Origin of the sequence: Streptomyces sp. NPDC005496 (assembly GCF_042872045.1) — a bacterium.
In the GTDB taxonomy this organism is placed as follows: Bacteria; Actinomycetota; Actinomycetes; order Streptomycetales; family Streptomycetaceae; genus Streptomyces.
Genome location: NZ_JBIAJQ010000003.1, coordinates 209675 through 227843 on the forward strand (window position 1 = coordinate 209675; position 18169 = coordinate 227843).

Genomic DNA, 18169 nt, shown 5'->3' on the forward strand with positions numbered 1-18169 from the left:
AACGGCCCCGCGAGCGGCCGCCGACGAGGCCCGCGCACCACTTACCCCGGAACCCGGCCTCCCTCACCCTCCGACTCCCCCGCGCGGACACCGAGGGCGGCTGAGCAGGCGTTTCACACCCCGGCGGGCGACGGCGCCAGGGGCCAGGTTCCGTCGGCGGGCCAGCGTCCCTCCGTACGGGGGTGGCCCGTGGCCGGGCGTCGCCCCGTGTGCCGGGTGCCGCGGTGGGCGCGGCCTGCGCCTGCCCACCGTCGGCCCCGGGTGTCGGTGCCCCGCGGCGGCCGTCGCCCCGCGGGGCCACGCCCGCCCGAGGCCCGTCGGACCTCTACGCGAGACCGAGCCGCTCGGCCGCCGTCACCGCGTCGACCGGGACGGTGACCGGCTGCGGGGCCCCCGCGACGGCCCAGTCCGGGTCCTTGAGCCCGTTGCCGGTCACCGTGCAGACGATCCGCTGGCCGGGGTCGACCAGTCCCTGCTCGGCCGCCTTCAGCAGACCGGCGACGGACGCGGCGGAGGCGGGCTCGACGAAGACACCCTCCTGGGCCGCCAACAGCCGGTAGGCGCGCAGGATCTCACGGTCCGTCACCTCGTCGATGAGGCCGCCCGACTCGTCCCGGGCGGCCAGCGCGAACTGCCACGAGGCCGGGTTGCCGATACGGATCGCGGTGGCGATGGTCGACGGGTCCTTGACGACCTCGCCGCGCACGATGGGCGCGGAACCGGATGCCTGGAAGCCCCACATCCGGGGGGTCCGCGAGGCGATCGAGTCCGCGGCGTACTCGCGATAACCCTTCCAGTACGCCGTGATGTTGCCCGCGTTGCCGACCGGCAGGACGTGGATGTCGGGCGCGTCGCCGAGCATGTCGACGATCTCGAACGCGGCCGTCTTCTGGCCCTCGATACGCACCGGGTTGACCGAATTGACCAGCGCCACCGGGTAGTTGTCCGACAGCGAGCGGGCCAGCGTGAGGCAGTCGTCGAAGTTGCCGTCGACCTGGAGGATCTTCGCCCCGTGCACGAGGGCCTGGCCCATCTTGCCGAGCGCGATCTTGCCCTGCGGCACCAGGACGGCGGAGACCATCCCGGCGCGTACGGCGTAGGCGGCGGCCGAGGCCGAGGTGTTGCCCGTGGAGGCGCAGATGACCGCCTTCGCGCCCTCCTCCTTGGCCCGCGTGATGGCCATGGTCATACCGCGGTCCTTGAAGGACCCGGTGGGGTTCGCGCCCTCGACCTTGAGGTGGACCTCGCAGCCCGTGCGCTCGGAGAGCACCTGCGCCGGCACGAGCGGCGTACCGCCCTCCCGGAGCGTCACGACCTCAGTGCTGTCGGAGACCGGCAGCCGGTCCCGGTACTCCTCGATGATTCCGCGCCACTGGTGGGTCATTGCTGGTTACTCTCCTTCAACCCGCATGATGCTGGCGACGCCCCGTACGGTGTCGAGGCTGCGGAGCGCCTCGACGGTCCCGTTCAGGGAGGCGTCGGACGCCCGGTGGGTGACGACGACGAGAGAGGCATCGTCGCCTCCGTCTGGTCGGCCTTGCTGGCGCACGGTGTCGATGGAGACGCCGTGCTCGGCGAAGACGGTCGCGACCTGGGCGAGCACGCCCGGTTTGTCCGCCACGTCGAGACTGATGTGGTAGCGCGTGACGACCTCGCCCATCGGCGAGACCGGCAGCTGGGTGTACGCGGAGTCGCCGGGCCCGGTCGCGCCGCTGAGCCGGTTGCGGCACACCGCCACGAGGTCGCCGAGCACGGCGGACGCCGTCGGCGCACCGCCCGCTCCGGGGCCGTAGAACATGAGCTGGCCCGCCGCGTCCGACTCCACGAAGACGGCGTTGTACGCGCCGCGCACTGAGGCCAGCGGGTGGCTGAGGGGGATCATCGCGGGATGCACGCGTGCCGTGACCGAGCCGCCGTCGGCCGCCCGCTCGCAGATGGCGAGCAGTTTGATGGTGCAGCCCATCCGGCGCGCCGAGGCGAAGTCGGCGGCGGTGACCTCGGTCATGCCCTCGCGGTACACGTCGTCGAGGCGCACGCGCGTGTGGAAGGCGATACCGGCGAGGATCGCGGCCTTGGCGGCGGCGTCGAAGCCCTCGACGTCCGCGGTCGGGTCCGCCTCGGCGTACCCGAGGGCGGTGGCCTCGTCGAGGGCCTCCTGGTAGCCGGCGCCCGTCGAGTCCATCTTGTCGAGGATGAAGTTGGTCGTGCCGTTGACGATGCCGAGCACGCGGTTGACCTTGTCGCCGGCGAGGGACTCGCGCAGCGGGCGGATCAGCGGGATGGCACCGGCGACGGCGGCCTCGTAGTAGAGGTCCCGCCCCTGCTGCTGGGCGGCGGCATGCAGGGCGGCGCCGTCCTGGGCGAGCAGCGCCTTGTTGGCCGACACGACCGAGGCGCCGTGCTCGAAGGCGGTGGTGATGAGTGTGCGGGCCGGCTCGATGCCGCCGATGACCTCGACGACGACGTCGATGTCCCCGCGCTTGACCAGCGCGGTCGCGTCCGTGGTGACCAGGGCCGGGTCGATGCCCTCGCGCACCTTGGAGGGCCGCCGCACCGCCACGCCGGCCAGCTCCACCGGGGCGCCGATGCGCGCCGTGAGGTCGTCGGCGTGCGTCGTCATGATGCGCGCCACCTCGGAGCCGACGACCCCACAGCCCAGCAGCGCCACCTTCAGCGGACGCGTACGCATCATCCGACCTCGTTTCCTCATACCGTCACGGTTGGACCAGTCTCACTCACCGGACGGGAGTTTCTATCCCTCGTCCGGATCGTGAGATGTCTATTTCATTTTCCTGAGCGGCGGACACAGGAGATCTTCCGCCCGCCGCCGGGCGTCCCCGGGAGCGTCATCCGACGTCGAGACGCAGCAGGTCCTCCTCGGTCTCGCGGCGGACGATCACCCGGGCCTCGCCGTCCTGGACCGCGATCACCGGCGGCCGCAGGGCGTGGTTGTAGTTGCTCGCCATCGAACGGCAGTAGGCGCCGGTCGCCGGCACCGCGATGAGGTCGCCGGGCGCGAGGTCGGCGGGCAGGAACGCGTCGCGGACCACGATGTCGCCGCTCTCGCAGTGCTTGCCGACCACCCGGACGAGCATGGGCTCGGCGTCACTGACCCGCGACACGAGCGAGACGCTGTACTCGGCGTCGTACAGCGCGGTCCTGATGTTGTCGGACATGCCCCCGTCGACGGAGACGTACGTCCGCAGGCCCTCCAGCGGCTTGATCGTGCCGACCTCGTACAGCGTGAAGGCGGTCGGCCCGGCGATGGCGCGGCCCGGCTCCACGGAGATGCGCGGCGTGCGCAGCCCGGCCGCCTCGCACTCGCGGGTGACGATCTCGCCGAGCGCCTTGGCGATCTCGTGCGGCTCGCGGGGGTCGTCGTCACTGGTGTACGCGATGCCGAGACCGCCGCCGAGGTCGATCTCGGGCAGCTCCACGCCGTGCTCGTCGCGGACCGCGGCCAGCAGAGCCACGACCCGGCGGGCGGCGACCTCGAAGCCGGCCATGTCGAAGATCTGCGACCCGATGTGCGAGTGGATCCCGATGAGTTCGAGCCCGTCGAGGGTCAGCGCACGGCGTACGGCCTCCGCGGCCTGCCCGTCCGCGAGCGCGATGCCGAACTTCTGGTCCTCGTGCGCGGTGGCGATGAACTCGTGCGTGTGGGCCTCGACGCCGACGGTGACGCGGATCTGCACGCGCTGCCGCTTGCCGAGGCCGTCGGCGATGTGCGCGACCCGGACGATCTCCTGGAAGGAGTCGAGCACGATGCGCCCGACCCCGCTCTCGATGGCCTGGGTGATCTCGCGGACCGACTTGTTGTTGCCGTGGAAGGCGATCCGGTCGGCGGGCATCCCGGCGGACAGCGCGGTGGCGAGCTCGCCGCCGGAGCACACGTCGAGGTTCAGCCCCTCCTCGTGCAGCCAGCGGACCACGGCACGCGACAGGAAGGCCTTGCCGGCGTAGAAGACGTCGGCGTCGTGCCCGAAGGCGGAACGCCAGGCGCGCGCCCGCGCCCGGAAGTCCGCCTCGTCGACGACGTAGGCGGGGGTGCCGAACTCCTCGGCCAGCTTCGTCACGTCGATCCCGCCGACGCTGACGACACCGTCCTCGGTCCGCGTGACGGTCTGGGCCCACACCTTGGGGTCGAGGGCGTTGAGGTCCTTCGGCGGGGCGCTGTAGTGGCCCTCGGGGAGCACATCGGCGTGACGGGGCCCGGCGGGGTGTGCGGAACGGCTCATTCTTCTCTCACAGGTAGTCAGGGGCACTGATGCCGAGCAGGGACAGGCCGCCGGCCAGCACCGCTCCGGCGGCTTCGGCGAGCGCGAGCCGGGCACGGTGGGCGGCCGAGGGTTTCTCGTCCCCGAGCGGCAGCACGGTGTGCTGGAAGCCGAGGACCGCGTCGGCGACGACCACCAGATGCCGGGCGAGCCGGTCGGGCGCGTACTGGGTGGCGGCGGCGCGCAGGGCCTGGGGGTGGTCGGCGAGAGCGCGAAGAAGAGGGGCGGCGTCGGGCGCCTGCGGATCACCCGGGGTACCGGTGAAACCCAGCCGGGCGGCGTTACGGCCGAGCGCCCGGGTCCGGGCGTGGGCATAACGGACCCGGAACAGCGGATTGACGGCCCGCTGCACGAGATGGTCGGCGGTGACCCTCGGCAGATCACGCCCAGCAGGATGAAGCAACGCCCACCGCGCGGCATCACCCCCGAGGGGGGTCGGGTCCTCGGGGGCGGGGAGGGGGCGGAGGTTTATGGGGGTGGGGGGTGTGGGGGGCTCGGGGGCGGAGAGAGCCGGGGGTACGGGGGTGATGTCGGGGCGGCCGGGTTGACCGGCGTCCGCGGGCGCGGGGGCGATGGTCCGCTGCGGGGTGCCGGCGGGGGCACTGGCGGGGGTGGGGGCCGAACCGGGCTCGACTTCGGCGCGGCCGCCGTCTGAGGGCGGGGTCGTGGGGGCCCGGTGCACGCGCCCGGCACGGCCGGCTTCGGACGCGGCGGTAGTACGGTCCTCGACTTCGGCAGGCTCGCAGTCCGCGGGCGCGGCCGTGGACGCCCGGTGCATCCGCTCGGCGCTGCCGCCCTCGGGGCTGGCGGCCGTACGGCCAGCTTCGGAGGTCGCATCCGTGCGGTGCTCGACCTCGGCAGGCTCGCAGTCCGCGGCCGTGGACGCCTGGTGCATCCGCTCGGCGCTGGCGCCCGTACGGTGCTCGACCTCGGCACGGCCGCCCTGCGTGGCGACGATGCGGACGAGGGCGTCGGCGACGACCTCCGCACGGATGTCGTACGGAATGCGGAACCGCAGCACCTGCCCGGCGAGGGCGTCGCTGTGGCCGTACTCACCCGCTCGGATCTCGCGTACGAGGGCGGTGGCGGGGTCGGCCGTCCTGTCGAGGCGGATGTTCAGGAACCCGGGGCCGGTGATCTCGACGTCGGCGACACCGGCGGAGCGGGTGAGGTGGGGCCGCAGGACGCGGGCGACCTGAAGAGGCGGACGTCCGGCGGGCCGGGCCAGCTGCAAGGCGATGTTGGTGGCGTAGTCCCCCCAGCCACCGGGTCCGGGCGCGGTGACGACGGCACGTGCGGGCACGGCCACGCTCAGCTCCCCCTCGTCGACAGCACGACGCACCGCGCGCAGCACGGTACGGGAGAGCTCGACGGGGGTCACGGGTCAAGCCTAGGGGAGGAGGGGGGTGCGGAGGCGACTCGGTTTCCCGGGGTTCCGGGATGTGGACGGGGGTGGGGCAGGGAGAGGGGGGCGGAGGGGGTGCGTTGGGGAAGCCTCTGCGGGCGGGTTGGAGCGAGGTGGGGCGGCGGAGTGGGGATGCGGTGCGCCGGGGGCCGGCGGGGTGCGGCGGGCAGAGCCGGCAACGAACGCCCGACCGGCGAACTCGGGGTCGCTATGCCGTGGACAACCCGGTGTGCGCGCCTCGCCGTGAGGAGTGTCATCGGGGTGGGTGAGGTGCGGCGGGGTGGACCCGGGCAACGAGCGCCCGACCGGCACGCTCGGGGCCGCTACGCCGTGGACAGCCCCGGTGAGCGAGCCTCGCCGTGAACACTGTCACCGAGGTGGGCGAGGTGCGGTGGGGCGGACCCGGTCAACGTACGCGAACTGCTGACCCACCGATCGCCGTAAGCCCACCGGCCGACGGGACTCGCGGACGGCGGGCAACGGTCAACTGGTGCTGGTTGACCCGCCGGCCCCGAGATTGACCGGCGATGACCGATGCCGACGGATCTAACTCCCGCTGCGACCGGCGCGCTCGGGATCGCCACTGCCATGGACACTCCCGTGGCCCTCACCGTGAACGGTGCCGTGGACGCCGCCATGGGCGTTCCCACGGACGCCCGAGTTGGGCCCGATCGCCCGGCCAGGCTCGGTGGCCCGGTCCATCAACTGTCGTACGACGCGCACGAGTTCGGTCGGCTCGAACGGCTTGGCGAGAAATACGTCGACGCCAACATCGAGCCCGGTGTCGACCTCGTTTTGAGTGCACGCGCTGATGATGGCGAGGGGAAGATTCCGGGTCCGGGGATCGGCACGGAGCCGGGCGGCGGTACGCAGTCCGTCGAGACGGGGCATCACGACATCGAGGGTGACGACATCGGGCCGTACCTGGTGGACTATGTCCAGACATTCGGCACCGTCGGCGGCGGTCACGACCTCGATGCCCTCCAGCTCGAGGTTGACCCTGATCAGCTGCCGGATCACCTTGTTGTCGTCCACGACAAGGACCCGACCGGACGCACCTGGCACAACTCGAGAGTAGGTCGGCGGCCACCACCGCGTCCGGGTTTTCCCGACTTCCACCCCCTGAGGGTCACCCGGCCCAGTTCAGGGCCTCGACTCCCCGCGGAAACCTGTTCATGGCACCCCCTGTCGAGCTGGTAGGGTTCTACCCGTCGCCGCACACACTGCGGCCGACACGCCCCCGTAGCTCAGGGGATAGAGCAACGGCCTCCGGAGCCGTGTGCGCAGGTTCGAATCCTGCCGGGGGCACCTTGGATTAGGTGCCCAAAGACCCCGTCACCAGCGGAAACGCTGAGGCCGGGGTCTTCGCGTATGTGCAGCCAGATGCAGCCCGAAGCGACCGTATGTCGGCGTCCGTGGACGAGGCGTGGACGGGATCTTGGAGCGTCGCCGCAGGTCGCCGAACGCTTTCCGACGACAGGGCGACTGGCACGCCCCCGGTCGTGAAATCTGCGGCACCCGACTGCTTAGATCGCCGATATGACGGACTGGTCGCAGCTCAAGCACGCCTACGGCACGGCGGAAGACGTTCCCGGTCTACTCGACAGGGTGAGCCAAGCCCCGAACGACTCAGACTGGACCGAGCTCTGGTCCCGCCTGTGCCATCAGGGCACCGTCTACTCGGCAAGCCATGCCGCCTTGCCGACCCTACGAGACATGGCGCGCCAGTGGTCCCCTGCGGACAGACAGCAACCGCTCTTGCTGGCCGGCGCCATCGCGGCCAGCACCGACCAGCCATACGGCGAGCAAGATCCCCACGTGGCCTACGCCTCGGAGATGTCCGACCTGCTGCAACTGACTGAGGAAGCTCTTCGGGATCCGAGCCTCATCGATGACCCCGGAACTTACGTCTACTTGCTCGCCGCACTCCTAGGATTCGAAGATGCCCCGGTCTGGGGCGAACAACTCGACGGCCTGAACGACGACGAGTACGAAGTGCCCTGCCCCGCGTGTAGCGCCGAGAACTTCATAGCCTTCGGTGAGTACGGCTTCTTCTCGACCACAGACAGCATGTACATGAACGAGACCGCGGCAAAGAAACTCCCTCTTCAGCCCGCAGACTCCTCAGTGCTGGAGGGGCTTGCCCAAAGACTGCACAGTCGCGCGCTTGCCGACAACCAGCCCGAAGTCGCGGGCAAGTTGACCTATCTTTTCGGTAGAGCGCAATGTGCCGAATGTGACGCTGTCTTCAGCGTCGCGGATGCCGTTGCAACCCGCTGGGATGGGTGAACCGCTTCTGGCAAGATCACTGACCCCTCGTTGAGACGGGCTGCCTCAGGCCTGGCTCCAAGCCTGTCGATGGCGAGCGACGCTGTACACCTGCTCGACCTGCTCGGCCGTCAACACCCCGGAGAGCGGCGCCAGTGCCGCCACCTGACGCTCCTGGTACACGCGCACGCTGAGCTGTGTGGCAACCACCTTCAGATCGGTCACACCGACGAAGACGAGCACCGGCTCCACCGGTACGGGGAAGCCGCAGTAGTGCTCAAGCACTCGGGCTACCCGCTTGGCCTCAGCCCTGCTCTTACGCGCATAGGGCGCCGGCTTTCCGTGATCCACCTTCACGGAGTCGTCGCCGACCCACACAGCCCTTTTGTGATGGTGTTTCGTATTGATGCTGAACACGCCACCGGGCCCGATCAGCAAATGGTCCACGTCCACCTTCTCGGTCAAGAGGATGGAATGCAGGACGCGCCAGCCGTGCCGCTCCAAGCGGTTCAGTTCGGCTCCCACCCGCTGCTCCCCCGCCAGGCCCTTCCGCCAGGAGTCCCACTCGGCGGGGCGCCGCAGGAGCTGTAAGACGAATCTCTTGATCAGGCCTGGTCCGGATTTGTCGAGCAGAGACTCACCGGGACGGTTGGTGGACAGGTCGTCGGCCGCCGTCAGAGGCGGCAGCAGCGGGGGCCCCTCGGCCTTGGGCGTCCTGGGCGTCTTCTGCGGCGCGACCGGTTCGGGGCTGTTCCGTAAGTGATCAGTCAGCACCGCGATCACGTCGTCGCGATACTCGGCGACCAGGACCGTGATGTCCCCCGTCTTCACATCCACCCAACCGACCGCCGCGCCTTCAGGCAGGTTGGCGTACAGGCGATCATGTCCGTACCGCTTCCAGCGCGTGACCTTCAGCTCCACGAGTCCCCCTCGTCCGACCTCGGCTCGAAGCATCGCAGCAGGTAAGGCTCAAGACGAGGGAGGCCCCGGACAAGATGCCCGGGGCCGCGGTGGGGTGCAGGGTGTCTCACTCGTACTCGCGCAAAAGGTCCTCGATGCGCCGGTTGGCGACGTCCTGCCGTCCGTCGAGGCACTTCGCGTAGCGGGTCAGCAGGACCTCAACGCTGTTGCCGGCGCGCTCGGCGACCTCGGTCGGGTCGACACCGGCATTGAGCCAGGTCGACAGCGCCGAGTGTCGAAGGTCGTACGGCCGACTCGCGAGCGGCGAGGAGGCGGCGGCCGGCGGGAGCGCGAGGAGCCGGGCCTCTTGCCAGACGCGGTAGTAGGTGGAGGACGGGACGACCGAGCCCTTCTCGCTGAAGAAGAGGCGCCCGTCGTCCGCCGTGCCAAAGGTGGCCAGGTGCTCACGGAACACGGCGACGAGGTGAGGCGGAATGGGTACCCGCCGGACGTCCTCGGTCGGCCGGTTCTTCAGCCCGCGGTCGTCGTGGGTCTCCCCCGAGTCGGTCCACTGCTTGCCGACCGACGGGCGCGTCCGGTGGAGCAGCGCCGAGCCCCAGCCCTGTTCCGGGAGGATCAGGTCCGTCTCCGCGAGGCCGACCGCTTCAGCCGGCCGGAGGCCACCGAAGTACATCGCGGCGAACAGACCCACGAGACGACGGCCGCGGGCACGTCGGTATCCGCCCACGTAGGAGACGGCCGCCAGGAGGTTGCGAGCCTGCTCCGGGTTGGCGACTACGCGCGGGTCCACCTGATTGGACACCTTCGGTTTCTGCCAGCGAACCGCAGTAATGGGGTTCTCGCGCAGCTCCCCCAGGTCGACCGCATAGTTCGTGGCATTGACGAGCGTCCGACGCTTGCGCCGCACGGTCTCTGCCGCTGCCGCCGTACCGTCGAGCTTGAGCTTCAGCGAGTCGAGGACCGCGCGGGCCGTGGCTGGATCAGCAAGATCGGCGAGCGGTCGGGAGGCCTTGGACACCCAGTGGAGAACGTTCCGTACGTCGTCCGGGACTTCCCGATCGTCGGGCCCAGGCAACACGAAGGCCCAGTTGCGCAGTGCTTTGCGGATCACCTCATCGGACGGCCGTCCGGCACGCTCGTCGAGGAGCTCCAGCGTCACGCTGGTGAGGGATTCATTGATGCCGTCCCTCGTATTGGGGGCGGCATGGGGCCACTTCATGGCCAGGTATCTGAGGGCGAAGGCGTACCAGGACACGGCCGACTTCTTCTCTTCCATCGAGGCCGGAAGGCCCGACTCGGTGTCGAACTCTTCACCGTCGCGCATCGCTCGCATGAGCTTCGTGCGGAAGTGGTCGGCGAGCGCCTTGGTGCGGAATGACTCCGAGAGCACGTTGCCGGCAACGGACCAGCGGACACCGTACGAGGGCGTTTTGGTGTCCCGCTTGCGAACCGCCCAGACCTTGACGTCAAGGGACTTCACGCCGCTGCCTCCAGCTGCCGAAGCCACGTGGTGAAGTCGCTACGCCATACCCGGAGCTCTCCGTTGGGCAGCTTGAACGCGGCCGGCCCGTATCCCAGCTCCCGCCAGCGGTAGAAGGTGCGGCGAGAGACGCCGCCCAGCTCGTCCAGGACCTGGCGAACGGTCATCAGCTCGTCGCGACGGGCGTCCATGTCGGTTCTCCTTCCGTTCCGGGGGCGGGTTCGAGGGATGCGGACAGCCAGGCTTCGGCGCGGGATAGGCCCGTTCCGGCGAAGACCCAGTGCGAGAGGACGAGAGTCGTTTCCGTCGGCTCTGTCCCGACCACCGGGGCGAGCTGTGCGCGTCGCCAGTCGGCGCGGGCGGTGCGGAGCGCGCCGAGGGTGGTGGAGTAGCGCCGGGACTTGGTGGAGAAGTGGCCGCGGAAGCCGAGCATGTGCGCCCAGGCCCGAAGACGGAGCTCGGCGAGCGCGGGGCGTGCGCCGAGGGTCCAGGCGACGCGGATCATGCGTCGGGCGTGGTCGGAGATGCGTGCTTGGGCGAGCTCGGCGAGGAACTTGAGGGGGCGGTCGAGGGTGCCGGTCGCTGTCTCGGCACCTTTGGTCGCGTACTTCGCGATGTACGAGGCGACGGCTCGTTCAGTCAGCTCCTGGCCGTCGTCGAAGTCGGCGGATCGGATCGTTCGGACGTCGAGTTGACGGCCGAAGGCGAAGGTGTGTGCGCGTCCGTCTACGGTCGGGCCGTCGACGCGGGCGGCGGTGGCTGCGGCCTGGATGGCGTCCGTCAGGAGCTCTGCCGTCGCCCAGGTGGGCGGTGCCATGTCGCCGCCTTCCGGGCCGTCGAGGCGGATGACGGCGTGGAAGTGGACGGCTCCGCGCTTCTGGTATTCGGCGACCTTGGCGAAGGAGATCCGGGCGTGGTGGCGGAAGGAGCGTTGGGTGAGACCGGCGCGCTTGGCGACCTCCCGGCGGAGGTAGATCGAGAAGCGCCGCCAGAGGTGCCCGGCGTGGGCATTCCAGAGGACGGCCGCTTCGTAGTCGTACCGGTCCGGGTCGAGGGGCGTGCCTAACCTGCTGTCATTCTCGGCGTGCCGGGTACCGCAGCGGCAGGGGCGTCCGTCGGTGCGGCGGTTGTGGACCGGGCCGAAGCCAGGGGCGGTAAAGGTGGCGAAGACGCGCGGGTGTGTGGCGACCTGGTCCGAGGTGCCTTTGCCGCCGCGCAGTCCGGCGGTGATCAGGTGGTAGGTGTCGCGGCGGTAGGTCTCGGCACAGGCAGGGCAGCGGGTCGCGCGGCGGTTGTTGCAGCGGACGAGGAGTTGGCCGGCCGGGAGGGCGGTCGAGTCGAGGTGGTGCAGGGTGCGGCCGATCTCGCCGGTTGTCGTGTCGACGGCGTATTCGGTGCGGTGGCCGTCGAGGCGGACAGGGTGGGTGCAGCCGCCCAAGCCGGAGAGTTGGCGGGCCAGCTCAGGCATGGTGCCGAGAGAGGCCAGCATGGAGAGTTCCGCCAGCGGGGGCGGAGTCTGCCGGGTGATGATGGGGGTTCCTTTCGGCTGTTTCTGCGGTTGGGAGGGACGGCCCCGGGGCGGCGGGATGCTTGGCGGCGTTTGCCGCCCCGGCGGCCGGTCAGCGACTGTTGGCGTTGTTGAGCAGGGAGCGCAGGACCACGGCGGCGATGGCCACGGAGATGGCCGTGAGGGCGACGGCCGCCAGGAGTGCGGTGAGGACGACTCCGCCGACCAGGACGGCGGCGACCGGGCCCGCGTAGGGGCTGAGCGAGCGGACGGCCGTGGGCGCCGGGTAGTGGTGCTGCGGCTGGTGGGTCAGGGTCGACGGCGGAGCGGGGACGTCGGGCAGCTTGGGGCGGAACATGGCGGAGCTCCTTTCAGCGGTTGTCGCCGTTGACGACGTCGACCCCGGAGCGGGTGCCGGACTCGATGGCGGGGGCGAGGAAGGTGTGGGAGAGCCAGAAGCCGAACAGGGCGATCACGACGGCGACCCACATACGGATGCCCAAGAACTTGATCGCGGCCCAGGCGATGACGCCCAGGACGAAGACGAGCGGGAGGGAGACGGTCACCGGTTCTCCTCAGCGGACGCGGCAGCGGTGGGTGCGGGCGGCAAGTTCGGCGGCGGCGCGAGTGTCGTAGTCGTTGGAGAAGTCGCAGCGCGGGGCGGTGCACACGGTGGTGTGCTTCTCACGACCGCGGCTGTCGTAGGCGGTGCCGACCTGGACAGGTCCGATACGGACGACATTGCGGAAGCGGCGGTTGGCAGGCATCAGGGCAGCTCCTTCGGGTCGTTGTGGTTCTCGCCGGTGAAGTCGGCGGCGTGGTCGGCGAGCCAGTGCAAGATCTCGTCGCCCTCGTACTCGTCGGCGGTGAGGATCACCGGTTCTGCGATGAGCACGGCTTCGGTGAGGCGGTTCTGACGTGTCAGCTCGGCAGCACGCTTGAGCGCGCGGAGCGTGGACGGACGCAAGGTGGAAAGTCCTCCGGGATCAAGTGAGTTGAGTGGCGATGGCTTCGGCGAGCGGGAGCGGGACGCCGAGACGGCTGCGAAGGGTCGGGGTGTCGATGTCCGTCCCGGTCCGGGTCCGGTGGTCGTCGGCGACCTTGCGGGCGAGGGCGACGAGCGCGGGCGGGACCGGGGCGGCGGCCGGCGGTGCGGACGGCTGCGGGTTAGCGGTGGGCAGCTCAGGCGCGGTGAACAGAACCGGCGGCGCGGGTGCCTCGTCCTGGTCGGCTACCGGCACCTGGTCGCGGTCTGGGGTGTCGTGGGCGAGGAGGGTTCCGCCGAGGAAGGCGACGGCGGGCCATCCGGCGACGAGGATGCGCAGCCAGGCGGGGACGTCGCCGAGGTCGAGCAGTCCGGCCGTGGCGACGTTGGCCCCGAGTGACGCGGCCAGGGCGACGGTGAACCAGCACCAGCCCGAGGCTTTCGCCGTACCGGAGCGCAGCCGTCGCCAGGCCGCGACGAGGAGCAGGTCAACGCTGATCGGATAGGCCCACGCCTTCCAGCCGTCCTGTCCGGCTGCTGCGGCGAGGTCGTGCAGGTGGGCGAAGGAGAGCGCGGCGGCGATGGCTGCTTGGATCAAAACCGGGTCGACTCGGATCCGGTGGGTGCGCATCGCTCACTCCCCCACTGTTTCGGAGGCCAGGCCCGCGGTGGGTATCGGATTGGGAGTGTTGAGGGCGACGGGCGGGACGTACGGCCGGAAGGGCGTGAGCGCCGGAACGTCCGGGGCGAGGTGGGCCGTGTCGCGGCAGGTGGCCGCAGCGGCGGCGAGGGACAGGTACGGGGTGCGGATGCGGGACCAGCCGCCGGAGGTGTCACCGGCCACGGCTAAGCCGGGCAGCTCGGCGGCGATGGCGCAGGAGGCGTAGACCGCTTCCGGGGCGATGTCGCCGAGTGCCATCTTGGCCGAGGCTTCGTCGTTGACGCGGTGGCAGACGCGGCCGGTGAGCTGGGCACGCAGCATGGTGGCGCCCTTGCCGAGTTCCGCGCCGAAGCGCTGCCCGCAGACCTCCAGGTAGATGCCGGCCGCGCGGCCGAGCTGGGCGAGGCGGATGAGGTGCGTGACCATCTCGTCGCGGCGTTCCTCGTCCTTGCGCGTGGCGACGAGAAAGAGTTCGGCCACCTCGTCGACGAACAGCACGACGGGAACGGGACGTTCGCTCTCAGGCAGGCCCCAGATGTCAGAGGTGATCTCCTCGTCGGGCGTGCCGGGGGCGATGCCCTGTCGGGCCTTAATCAGGTCGTATCGGTCCTCCATTTCCTTGACCAGGACGGGCAGCAGCTCGGCCGCCTCATGCGGATCGGTCGCCAGCGCTGCGAACCGGGAGGCGAACGGGGCCAGCTCGACACCCCGCTTGCAGTCGATGCCGACCAGGGCGACGGGCTGCCGGGCGAGCCCGGTGATCAGGTTCCGGAGGTACATGGACTTGCCCGACAGCGTTGCGCCCAGGACGAGTTCATGCGGCACGGCGCGGTAGTCCCGTAAGCACGCCGTGGCGTCCTCCCGCAGCGCCACCGGCACCTTGAGCAACCCGCCCTCAATCCGCCGAGGCATCCGGACCTTGCGCAGGACGTCAAAACCGATGAGCCGCAGTTCGACGACACCGGGCTTGACGTCCTTCACGTACACGGCGTGCACGCCCCAGGCGTGACGGAGCCGTTCCGCCGAAGCGGCGACGTCCGCGGGTTCCTGGCCGGGTGCCAGACGGAGCCGAACGCGCAGGCCGGTCGTCGTGGGCCGGATGATGCCTCGACGGGGCGGGACGGGACGGATCTCCCGACGGCTGGTCGCCCTGATGGCCAGCACCCGCAGCCGGGACGGCGCGACGGTCAGGCCGCATGCGTCCATGGTCGAGGAGTACGAGGCCAGCAGCCGGGCCACCGAGACCGGCAGCCCGACCGTGGACCAGTACGCGGCCGGGTTGGCGTGCCGGACGTAGGTCGCTCCACCTATCGCAGCGAGCGGCGCGCCCAACTCGGCCAACGTGATCAGGTCCGTCACGACGATCAGCCCGCCTGAGCGACCGAGACCGGGAAGACACCCGGCGCGATGGCGGTGGCGCGGTAGGCGATGCCGTGCCGCTGCTGGCCGTTGAACACGCTCTCCCACGGCCGGGCGATGAGCCCCGGCAGGGACACCGGAGCACCGACGGTCAGGCCCTCCGTCACACCGCTTTCGGGAACCGTGACCTGGATGAGCGACGAGTCCCCCTCGTCGATGAAGACGACGCCGACGGTCATCAGCGCCTCACCGCTTACGGCGTCCTTGGCGATCTCACCGGTCTGCCGGTCACGCACCTTCGGTGCCGGCGCTTCGGTGAGGAGGATCGTCGCGGTCGAGGCGTCAACGCGGATCACACGCACAGAGATTTCTCCTTTGGAGTCGACCAACTCGCCACCTGACAAGTTGACTTATCAAGTTCGAAGTTAGAGATGCCAGGTTGACTTGTCAAGTGATTCCGGTGGCTGTCAACGAGCGGCGCCGGTACCGCGAGCGCACCATGAAGCCAGCCGGCACAGAGGAGGGCGGAGCATGGGCCGAAGAGACCGCGCTCAGGGTCCACAGCCATGGGATCCACGTGACTCGCAGGGGTCCACGCCACCACCGGACGGCTGGCCGACACCGCCACAGCGGCCCCCGCCAAGCAGCCCATACCAGGGCGGGCCGCCGCCTCAACCGAAGAAGCGACGACGCGTCTTCCTGTGGCTCTTCCTTGCCGTCCAGCTCTTGTTCCTGATCTGGGTGATCACGGGTGCTTCGACCGCCAGCGGCACGCCCGAAGACTGCCGAAGCCTGACAGGTGACGACCTCAAGCTGTGCGAAGACGCGAGCGAAGTCGGAACGACAATCGGCGTAGGGCTCATCATCGGCCTATGGGCGGCCGTGGACGTCATCCTCGGCTTCACATACGTGGTCTACCGGCTCGCCAGTCGACGCGCCTGAGACAAGCAGCCGCACTACGCAGCGCGCGTGACCCGCACATCCTGACAGCTCAGCCGAGTCGGTAGGTATCTTCCAGTTCCTGCCCATCAGCAGGAAGCACCACGTCAGAAACCTGCAAAGCCTGGCCGGACGCATCTCGGGCGACGACCAGGACGCTGAGGACGGGCACGCCATCAGGAAGGCCGAGGAGCTCAGACTCACCGGCATCTGGCATCCGGGCCGAGACGCGCTCCGTCACATGGTCGAATCGGACCTTCTTCCGGCCCTCCAAGTGTTCTCGGACGCCGACGCCCAGCGGTTCGGAGCTCCCGAGCTCAGTGCCTTCGACGAGGCCGGCCGGGAAGTACGAGGACGCGAGTTCAACGGCCTCGCCATCCACCTCGACCAGGAATCGGCGCATCAGGACTCTGGCCCGCTTGGGCAACCCGAGCACGGAGGCGACGCGCGCCGGTACCGGCACCTGGTCCACTAGAACCAGGCGTCCAGGAGTCCGCGACTCATCCCGCTCCAGCACTTCACGCCCGCGGCGTTCCTGGTGCTCGACGTCAGCCGGTCGCCCCCGCACGATGGTGCCGTAGCCCTGCCGGGACTCGACCCAACCGTCTCGTTTCAGCAGCTCAAGGGCGCGCACGACGGTAGGGCGGGACATTCCGAACGCTTGGACCAGCTGATTTTCACTGGGGACCTTCGTGCCCGGCGGGTAGGTGCCGTCCTCGATGCGCTGCTGGATCGTCTGCGCGAGGCGTACGTACTTCGGCGCCTCCACTTCATACGCCATGCACGCCGCCCGTCAGAATTGGCCAAGTCAACTGGTCAACCAGACTAGCGACAGTGCATATAGAAAAGAACCCGGCTCCCCCTTCAGGTCGGCCAGGCATCGGCCATCACGAAGGAGACGACTGTCCCGCCGAAGCGACTGGGCCCCGAGTGCCAGGACTCGGCAATGGAGTCGACGAGGAGCAGTCCGCGCCCGTGCGCGTCGACGGCGTCAGGCTGCCGCAGCCTCACCCTGGCCGGGAAGCCGGCGTTGTGCACCTCGACCTTGAGCGAGGCCCCATCCCGGAACCACTCCACCCGGACACGCCACACCTCGTCGGACCGACCGTAGACGATGGCGTTGGTCACGAGTTCCGAAATCATCAGCACGCAGTCGTCGACCGAACAGGCCGGGTTGTACGGGGCGATGAACTTCCGGAACCAACGCCTGGCCAGGTGCACGGACTCGGCGACGGGATACAGGGTCATCGCCCCGAGTCGCGGCGAGTCCTCAGAGGGATAGCGATCGATCGTAAAGGCCATCCGTGCTCACTCCTTGCCGCTGCCGTCACAGTCGAGGCAGCGCCGTTTCGATGCGGCACGGGCACGGTCGTCGACGGTGGACAGCACGAGAGCTGTGCGCGAGCTGACGCGTTTCCAGCCCCGCCCACGGCATCCTCGGCAAGCTAAGTGCGCGCCTTGCTCCGGCCGCTGACCCGTCACAACGTGCCCCCTTCAGGAAGTGGCCTTAGCCACTTAATGGATAGTGGCATTAGCCACTCACGCTGCGCAAGCGAATCTTCCAACTGATGCTCCATCAGGTGCGCTCAGGTGAGGGGGTAGCCCTGCTCGAACGCCCAGCGCTGCGGCGGGTACGTGGCTTCGGCGAACTCCAACGGCCGGTCCTGGAGGTCGAAGACGACGTGGTGCACGATCAAGACCGCGGATCCGCACTCCAGTTGCAGGTCAGCCGACTCCTCATCGGTCGCCTGCCGGGCACACATCCGGTCCTCGGCGTAACTCCCCTGCCGCCCCGTCATGTTCTCGACGTACATCAGAGTGCCCTCTTGGATCCGCTCCGGCTCCAGGAGCTTGGGCGCCCGCTGCCCGACGTCCGGCGCGAACCACGAAGTGGACAGGGTGATGGGCCCGTCCTGGTTGTTCGTCACGCGCCGACGATGCACAGCCCGCCGATCCTTCACCAGGCCCAGCGCCTCAGCGACGTGATCCGGAGCATCCAACCAGCCGGCCGAGGTGATGACCGCGTACTCGCCAGGGGTGTAGATCTTCCCCGTCTGCCGCGCTCGCCCGTACAACTCTCGCGCCCGGCGGTTCACTTCGAGGCTGCGCACATACGTGCCAGAGCCCTGCCTCTTCTCGACGAGCCCCTGATTGCTCAGCGCCTCCAACGACCGCGCGGCCGTAGGCCTAGACACCTTCCAGTTCGTCGCAAGCTGCCTCTCCGAGGGCACCTCGTCGCCCGGCCTGAGGTCGCCCCGAAGGATCTGATCGCGGATGTAGTGCGCGATCTGGAGATACTTCGGTTGCGCCTCTTCGATCTGAGGCATGTCCCCTCCTCGTCCAAGTGGCTATGGCCTCTAGCCACTA

The 18169-nt window shown here is 69.6% G+C and carries 21 protein-coding genes and 1 tRNA gene; 3 read left to right on the forward strand and 19 right to left on the reverse strand.

All coding sequences use genetic code 11. From position 1 onward, the window contains the following. Positions 1-325: 325 nt before the first annotated feature. From thrC to ACFYQQ_RS09625, 5 genes are all read right to left on the reverse strand, one after another. Entirely contained in the window at positions 326-1384 is a 1059-nt protein-coding gene (gene thrC, locus ACFYQQ_RS09605) for a threonine synthase (RefSeq protein WP_356169397.1), read from the reverse strand. 6 nt (positions 1385-1390) lie between these two features. Then, entirely contained in the window at positions 1391-2689 is a 1299-nt protein-coding gene (locus tag ACFYQQ_RS09610) for a homoserine dehydrogenase (RefSeq protein WP_355790310.1), read from the reverse strand. A gap of 157 nt (positions 2690-2846) precedes the next feature. Continuing rightward, positions 2847-4238 carry a diaminopimelate decarboxylase gene (lysA, locus tag ACFYQQ_RS09615; protein WP_355790305.1) on the reverse strand — a complete coding sequence of 464 codons (1392 nt, stop codon included), beginning with the start codon at positions 4236-4238 and terminating at the stop codon, positions 2847-2849. A gap of 7 nt (positions 4239-4245) precedes the next feature. After that, entirely contained in the window at positions 4246-5658 is a 1413-nt protein-coding gene (nrtL, locus tag ACFYQQ_RS09620; protein WP_388904113.1) for an ArgS-related anticodon-binding protein NrtL, read from the reverse strand. 570 nt (positions 5659-6228) lie between these two features. Further along, positions 6229-6717 (reverse strand): response regulator, encoded by a 489-nt coding sequence (locus tag ACFYQQ_RS09625; RefSeq protein ID WP_355783388.1) that lies wholly within the window; start codon positions 6715-6717, stop codon positions 6229-6231. Between the two features lie 201 nt (positions 6718-6918). On the opposite strand from ACFYQQ_RS09625, the gene ACFYQQ_RS09630 reads away from it, so the two are divergent. Together ACFYQQ_RS09630 and ACFYQQ_RS09635 are read left to right on the forward strand one after the other, a co-directional pair. Next, a tRNA-Arg gene (locus tag ACFYQQ_RS09630) sits at positions 6919-6990 on the forward strand. Positions 6991-7221: 231 nt separating this feature from the next. Beyond that, positions 7222-7971 (forward strand): hypothetical protein, encoded by a 750-nt coding sequence (locus tag ACFYQQ_RS09635; protein ID WP_355783391.1) that lies wholly within the window; start codon positions 7222-7224, stop codon positions 7969-7971. 45 nt (positions 7972-8016) lie between these two features. Here the strand turns inward: ACFYQQ_RS09635 and ACFYQQ_RS09640 are convergent, their stop codons facing one another. The 11 genes from ACFYQQ_RS09640 to ACFYQQ_RS09690 form a co-directional block, all read right to left on the reverse strand. After that, positions 8017-8904 carry a nuclease-related domain-containing protein gene (locus ACFYQQ_RS09640; RefSeq protein WP_355783394.1) on the reverse strand — a complete coding sequence of 296 codons (888 nt, stop codon included), beginning with the start codon at positions 8902-8904 and terminating at the stop codon, positions 8017-8019. Between the two features lie 73 nt (positions 8905-8977). Then, on the reverse strand, positions 8978-10351 hold the full coding sequence (locus tag ACFYQQ_RS09645; RefSeq protein ID WP_355783396.1) for a site-specific integrase: 1374 nt from the start codon (positions 10349-10351) through the stop codon (positions 8978-8980). Beyond that, positions 10348-10542 (reverse strand): AlpA family transcriptional regulator, encoded by a 195-nt coding sequence (locus ACFYQQ_RS09650; RefSeq protein WP_132888890.1) that lies wholly within the window; start codon positions 10540-10542, stop codon positions 10348-10350. The genes ACFYQQ_RS09645 and ACFYQQ_RS09650 overlap by 4 nt, the downstream gene beginning before the upstream one ends. Further along, positions 10518-11840, reverse strand: a complete 1323-nt coding sequence (locus tag ACFYQQ_RS09655) for a replication initiator (RefSeq protein WP_388904117.1) — start codon at positions 11838-11840, stop codon at positions 10518-10520. Before ACFYQQ_RS09655 ends, ACFYQQ_RS09650 begins: the two co-directional genes overlap by 25 nt. A gap of 130 nt (positions 11841-11970) precedes the next feature. Continuing rightward, complete coding sequence (locus ACFYQQ_RS09660; RefSeq protein ID WP_388904119.1) at positions 11971-12216, reverse strand: SpdD protein; 246 nt, start codon at positions 12214-12216, stop codon at positions 11971-11973. A 13-nt stretch (positions 12217-12229) separates the two neighbouring features. After that, complete coding sequence (locus ACFYQQ_RS09665; protein WP_388904121.1) at positions 12230-12424, reverse strand: hypothetical protein; 195 nt, start codon at positions 12422-12424, stop codon at positions 12230-12232. A gap of 9 nt (positions 12425-12433) precedes the next feature. Next, positions 12434-12625, reverse strand: coding sequence for a mobile element transfer protein (locus tag ACFYQQ_RS09670; RefSeq protein ID WP_355786305.1), 192 nt, complete (start codon positions 12623-12625; stop codon positions 12434-12436). Beyond that, the gene (locus ACFYQQ_RS09675) at positions 12625-12825 is read right to left on the reverse strand and encodes a hypothetical protein (protein WP_355786308.1); all 201 of its coding nucleotides are present in this window, start codon (positions 12823-12825) and stop codon (positions 12625-12627) included. The genes ACFYQQ_RS09670 and ACFYQQ_RS09675 overlap by 1 nt, the downstream gene beginning before the upstream one ends. A 19-nt stretch (positions 12826-12844) precedes the next feature. Continuing rightward, positions 12845-13474: a DUF2637 domain-containing protein gene (locus ACFYQQ_RS09680; protein ID WP_388904124.1), complete on the reverse strand. Its 630-nt coding sequence runs from the start codon at positions 13472-13474 to the stop codon at positions 12845-12847. Positions 13475-13477: 3 nt separating this feature from the next. Then, complete coding sequence (locus ACFYQQ_RS09685) at positions 13478-14863, reverse strand: FtsK/SpoIIIE domain-containing protein (RefSeq protein ID WP_355784159.1); 1386 nt, start codon at positions 14861-14863, stop codon at positions 13478-13480. 5 nt (positions 14864-14868) lie between these two features. Continuing rightward, positions 14869-15225 (reverse strand): hypothetical protein, encoded by a 357-nt coding sequence (locus ACFYQQ_RS09690; protein ID WP_319595780.1) that lies wholly within the window; start codon positions 15223-15225, stop codon positions 14869-14871. A 364-nt stretch (positions 15226-15589) separates the two neighbouring features. Here ACFYQQ_RS09690 and ACFYQQ_RS09695 point away from each other — a divergent pair, with 364 nt between their 5' ends. Then, positions 15590-15805: a hypothetical protein gene (locus ACFYQQ_RS09695; RefSeq protein WP_355784162.1), complete on the forward strand. Its 216-nt coding sequence runs from the start codon at positions 15590-15592 to the stop codon at positions 15803-15805. 49 nt (positions 15806-15854) lie between these two features. Here ACFYQQ_RS09695 and ACFYQQ_RS09700 read toward each other — a convergent pair whose 3' ends face one another. The 3 genes from ACFYQQ_RS09700 to ACFYQQ_RS09710 all read right to left on the reverse strand — a co-directional run bounded on the left by ACFYQQ_RS09700 (position 15855) and on the right by ACFYQQ_RS09710 (position 18129). Beyond that, positions 15855-16583, reverse strand: a complete 729-nt coding sequence (locus ACFYQQ_RS09700; protein ID WP_355784164.1) for a GntR family transcriptional regulator — start codon at positions 16581-16583, stop codon at positions 15855-15857. A gap of 83 nt (positions 16584-16666) precedes the next feature. Further along, a complete protein-coding gene (locus ACFYQQ_RS09705; RefSeq protein WP_057603433.1) occupies positions 16667-17104 on the reverse strand; it encodes an ATP-binding protein in 438 nt (145 codons plus the stop codon). Between the two features lie 284 nt (positions 17105-17388). Beyond that, entirely contained in the window at positions 17389-18129 is a 741-nt protein-coding gene (locus ACFYQQ_RS09710; protein WP_355784169.1) for a GntR family transcriptional regulator, read from the reverse strand. Between the last annotated feature and the right edge of the window lie 40 nt (positions 18130-18169).

What these genes read in the sequence shown, in the direction of transcription:
- thrC (WP_356169397.1), bottom strand. Translation starts at nt 1,384, where the DNA reads ATGACCCACCAGTGGCGCGGAATCATCGAGGAGTACCGGGACCGGCTG.
- ACFYQQ_RS09610 (WP_355790310.1), bottom strand. Translation starts at nt 2,689, where the DNA reads ATGCGTACGCGTCCGCTGAAGGTGGCGCTGCTGGGCTGTGGGGTCGTC.
- lysA (WP_355790305.1), bottom strand. Translation starts at nt 4,238, where the DNA reads ATGAGCCGTTCCGCACACCCCGCCGGGCCCCGTCACGCCGATGTGCTC.
- ACFYQQ_RS09635 (WP_355783391.1), top strand. Translation starts at nt 7,222, where the DNA reads ATGACGGACTGGTCGCAGCTCAAGCACGCCTACGGCACGGCGGAAGAC.
- ACFYQQ_RS09640 (WP_355783394.1), bottom strand. Translation starts at nt 8,904, where the DNA reads ATGCTTCGAGCCGAGGTCGGACGAGGGGGACTCGTGGAGCTGAAGGTC.
- ACFYQQ_RS09650 (WP_132888890.1), bottom strand. Translation starts at nt 10,542, where the DNA reads ATGGACGCCCGTCGCGACGAGCTGATGACCGTTCGCCAGGTCCTGGAC.
- ACFYQQ_RS09655 (WP_388904117.1), bottom strand. Translation starts at nt 11,840, where the DNA reads ATGCTGGCCTCTCTCGGCACCATGCCTGAGCTGGCCCGCCAACTCTCC.
- ACFYQQ_RS09660 (WP_388904119.1), bottom strand. Translation starts at nt 12,216, where the DNA reads ATGTTCCGCCCCAAGCTGCCCGACGTCCCCGCTCCGCCGTCGACCCTG.
- ACFYQQ_RS09670 (WP_355786305.1), bottom strand. Translation starts at nt 12,625, where the DNA reads ATGCCTGCCAACCGCCGCTTCCGCAATGTCGTCCGTATCGGACCTGTC.
- ACFYQQ_RS09680 (WP_388904124.1), bottom strand. Translation starts at nt 13,474, where the DNA reads ATGCGCACCCACCGGATCCGAGTCGACCCGGTTTTGATCCAAGCAGCC.
- ACFYQQ_RS09700 (WP_355784164.1), bottom strand. Translation starts at nt 16,583, where the DNA reads ATGGCGTATGAAGTGGAGGCGCCGAAGTACGTACGCCTCGCGCAGACG.
- ACFYQQ_RS09705 (WP_057603433.1), bottom strand. Translation starts at nt 17,104, where the DNA reads ATGGCCTTTACGATCGATCGCTATCCCTCTGAGGACTCGCCGCGACTC.
- ACFYQQ_RS09710 (WP_355784169.1), bottom strand. Translation starts at nt 18,129, where the DNA reads ATGCCTCAGATCGAAGAGGCGCAACCGAAGTATCTCCAGATCGCGCAC.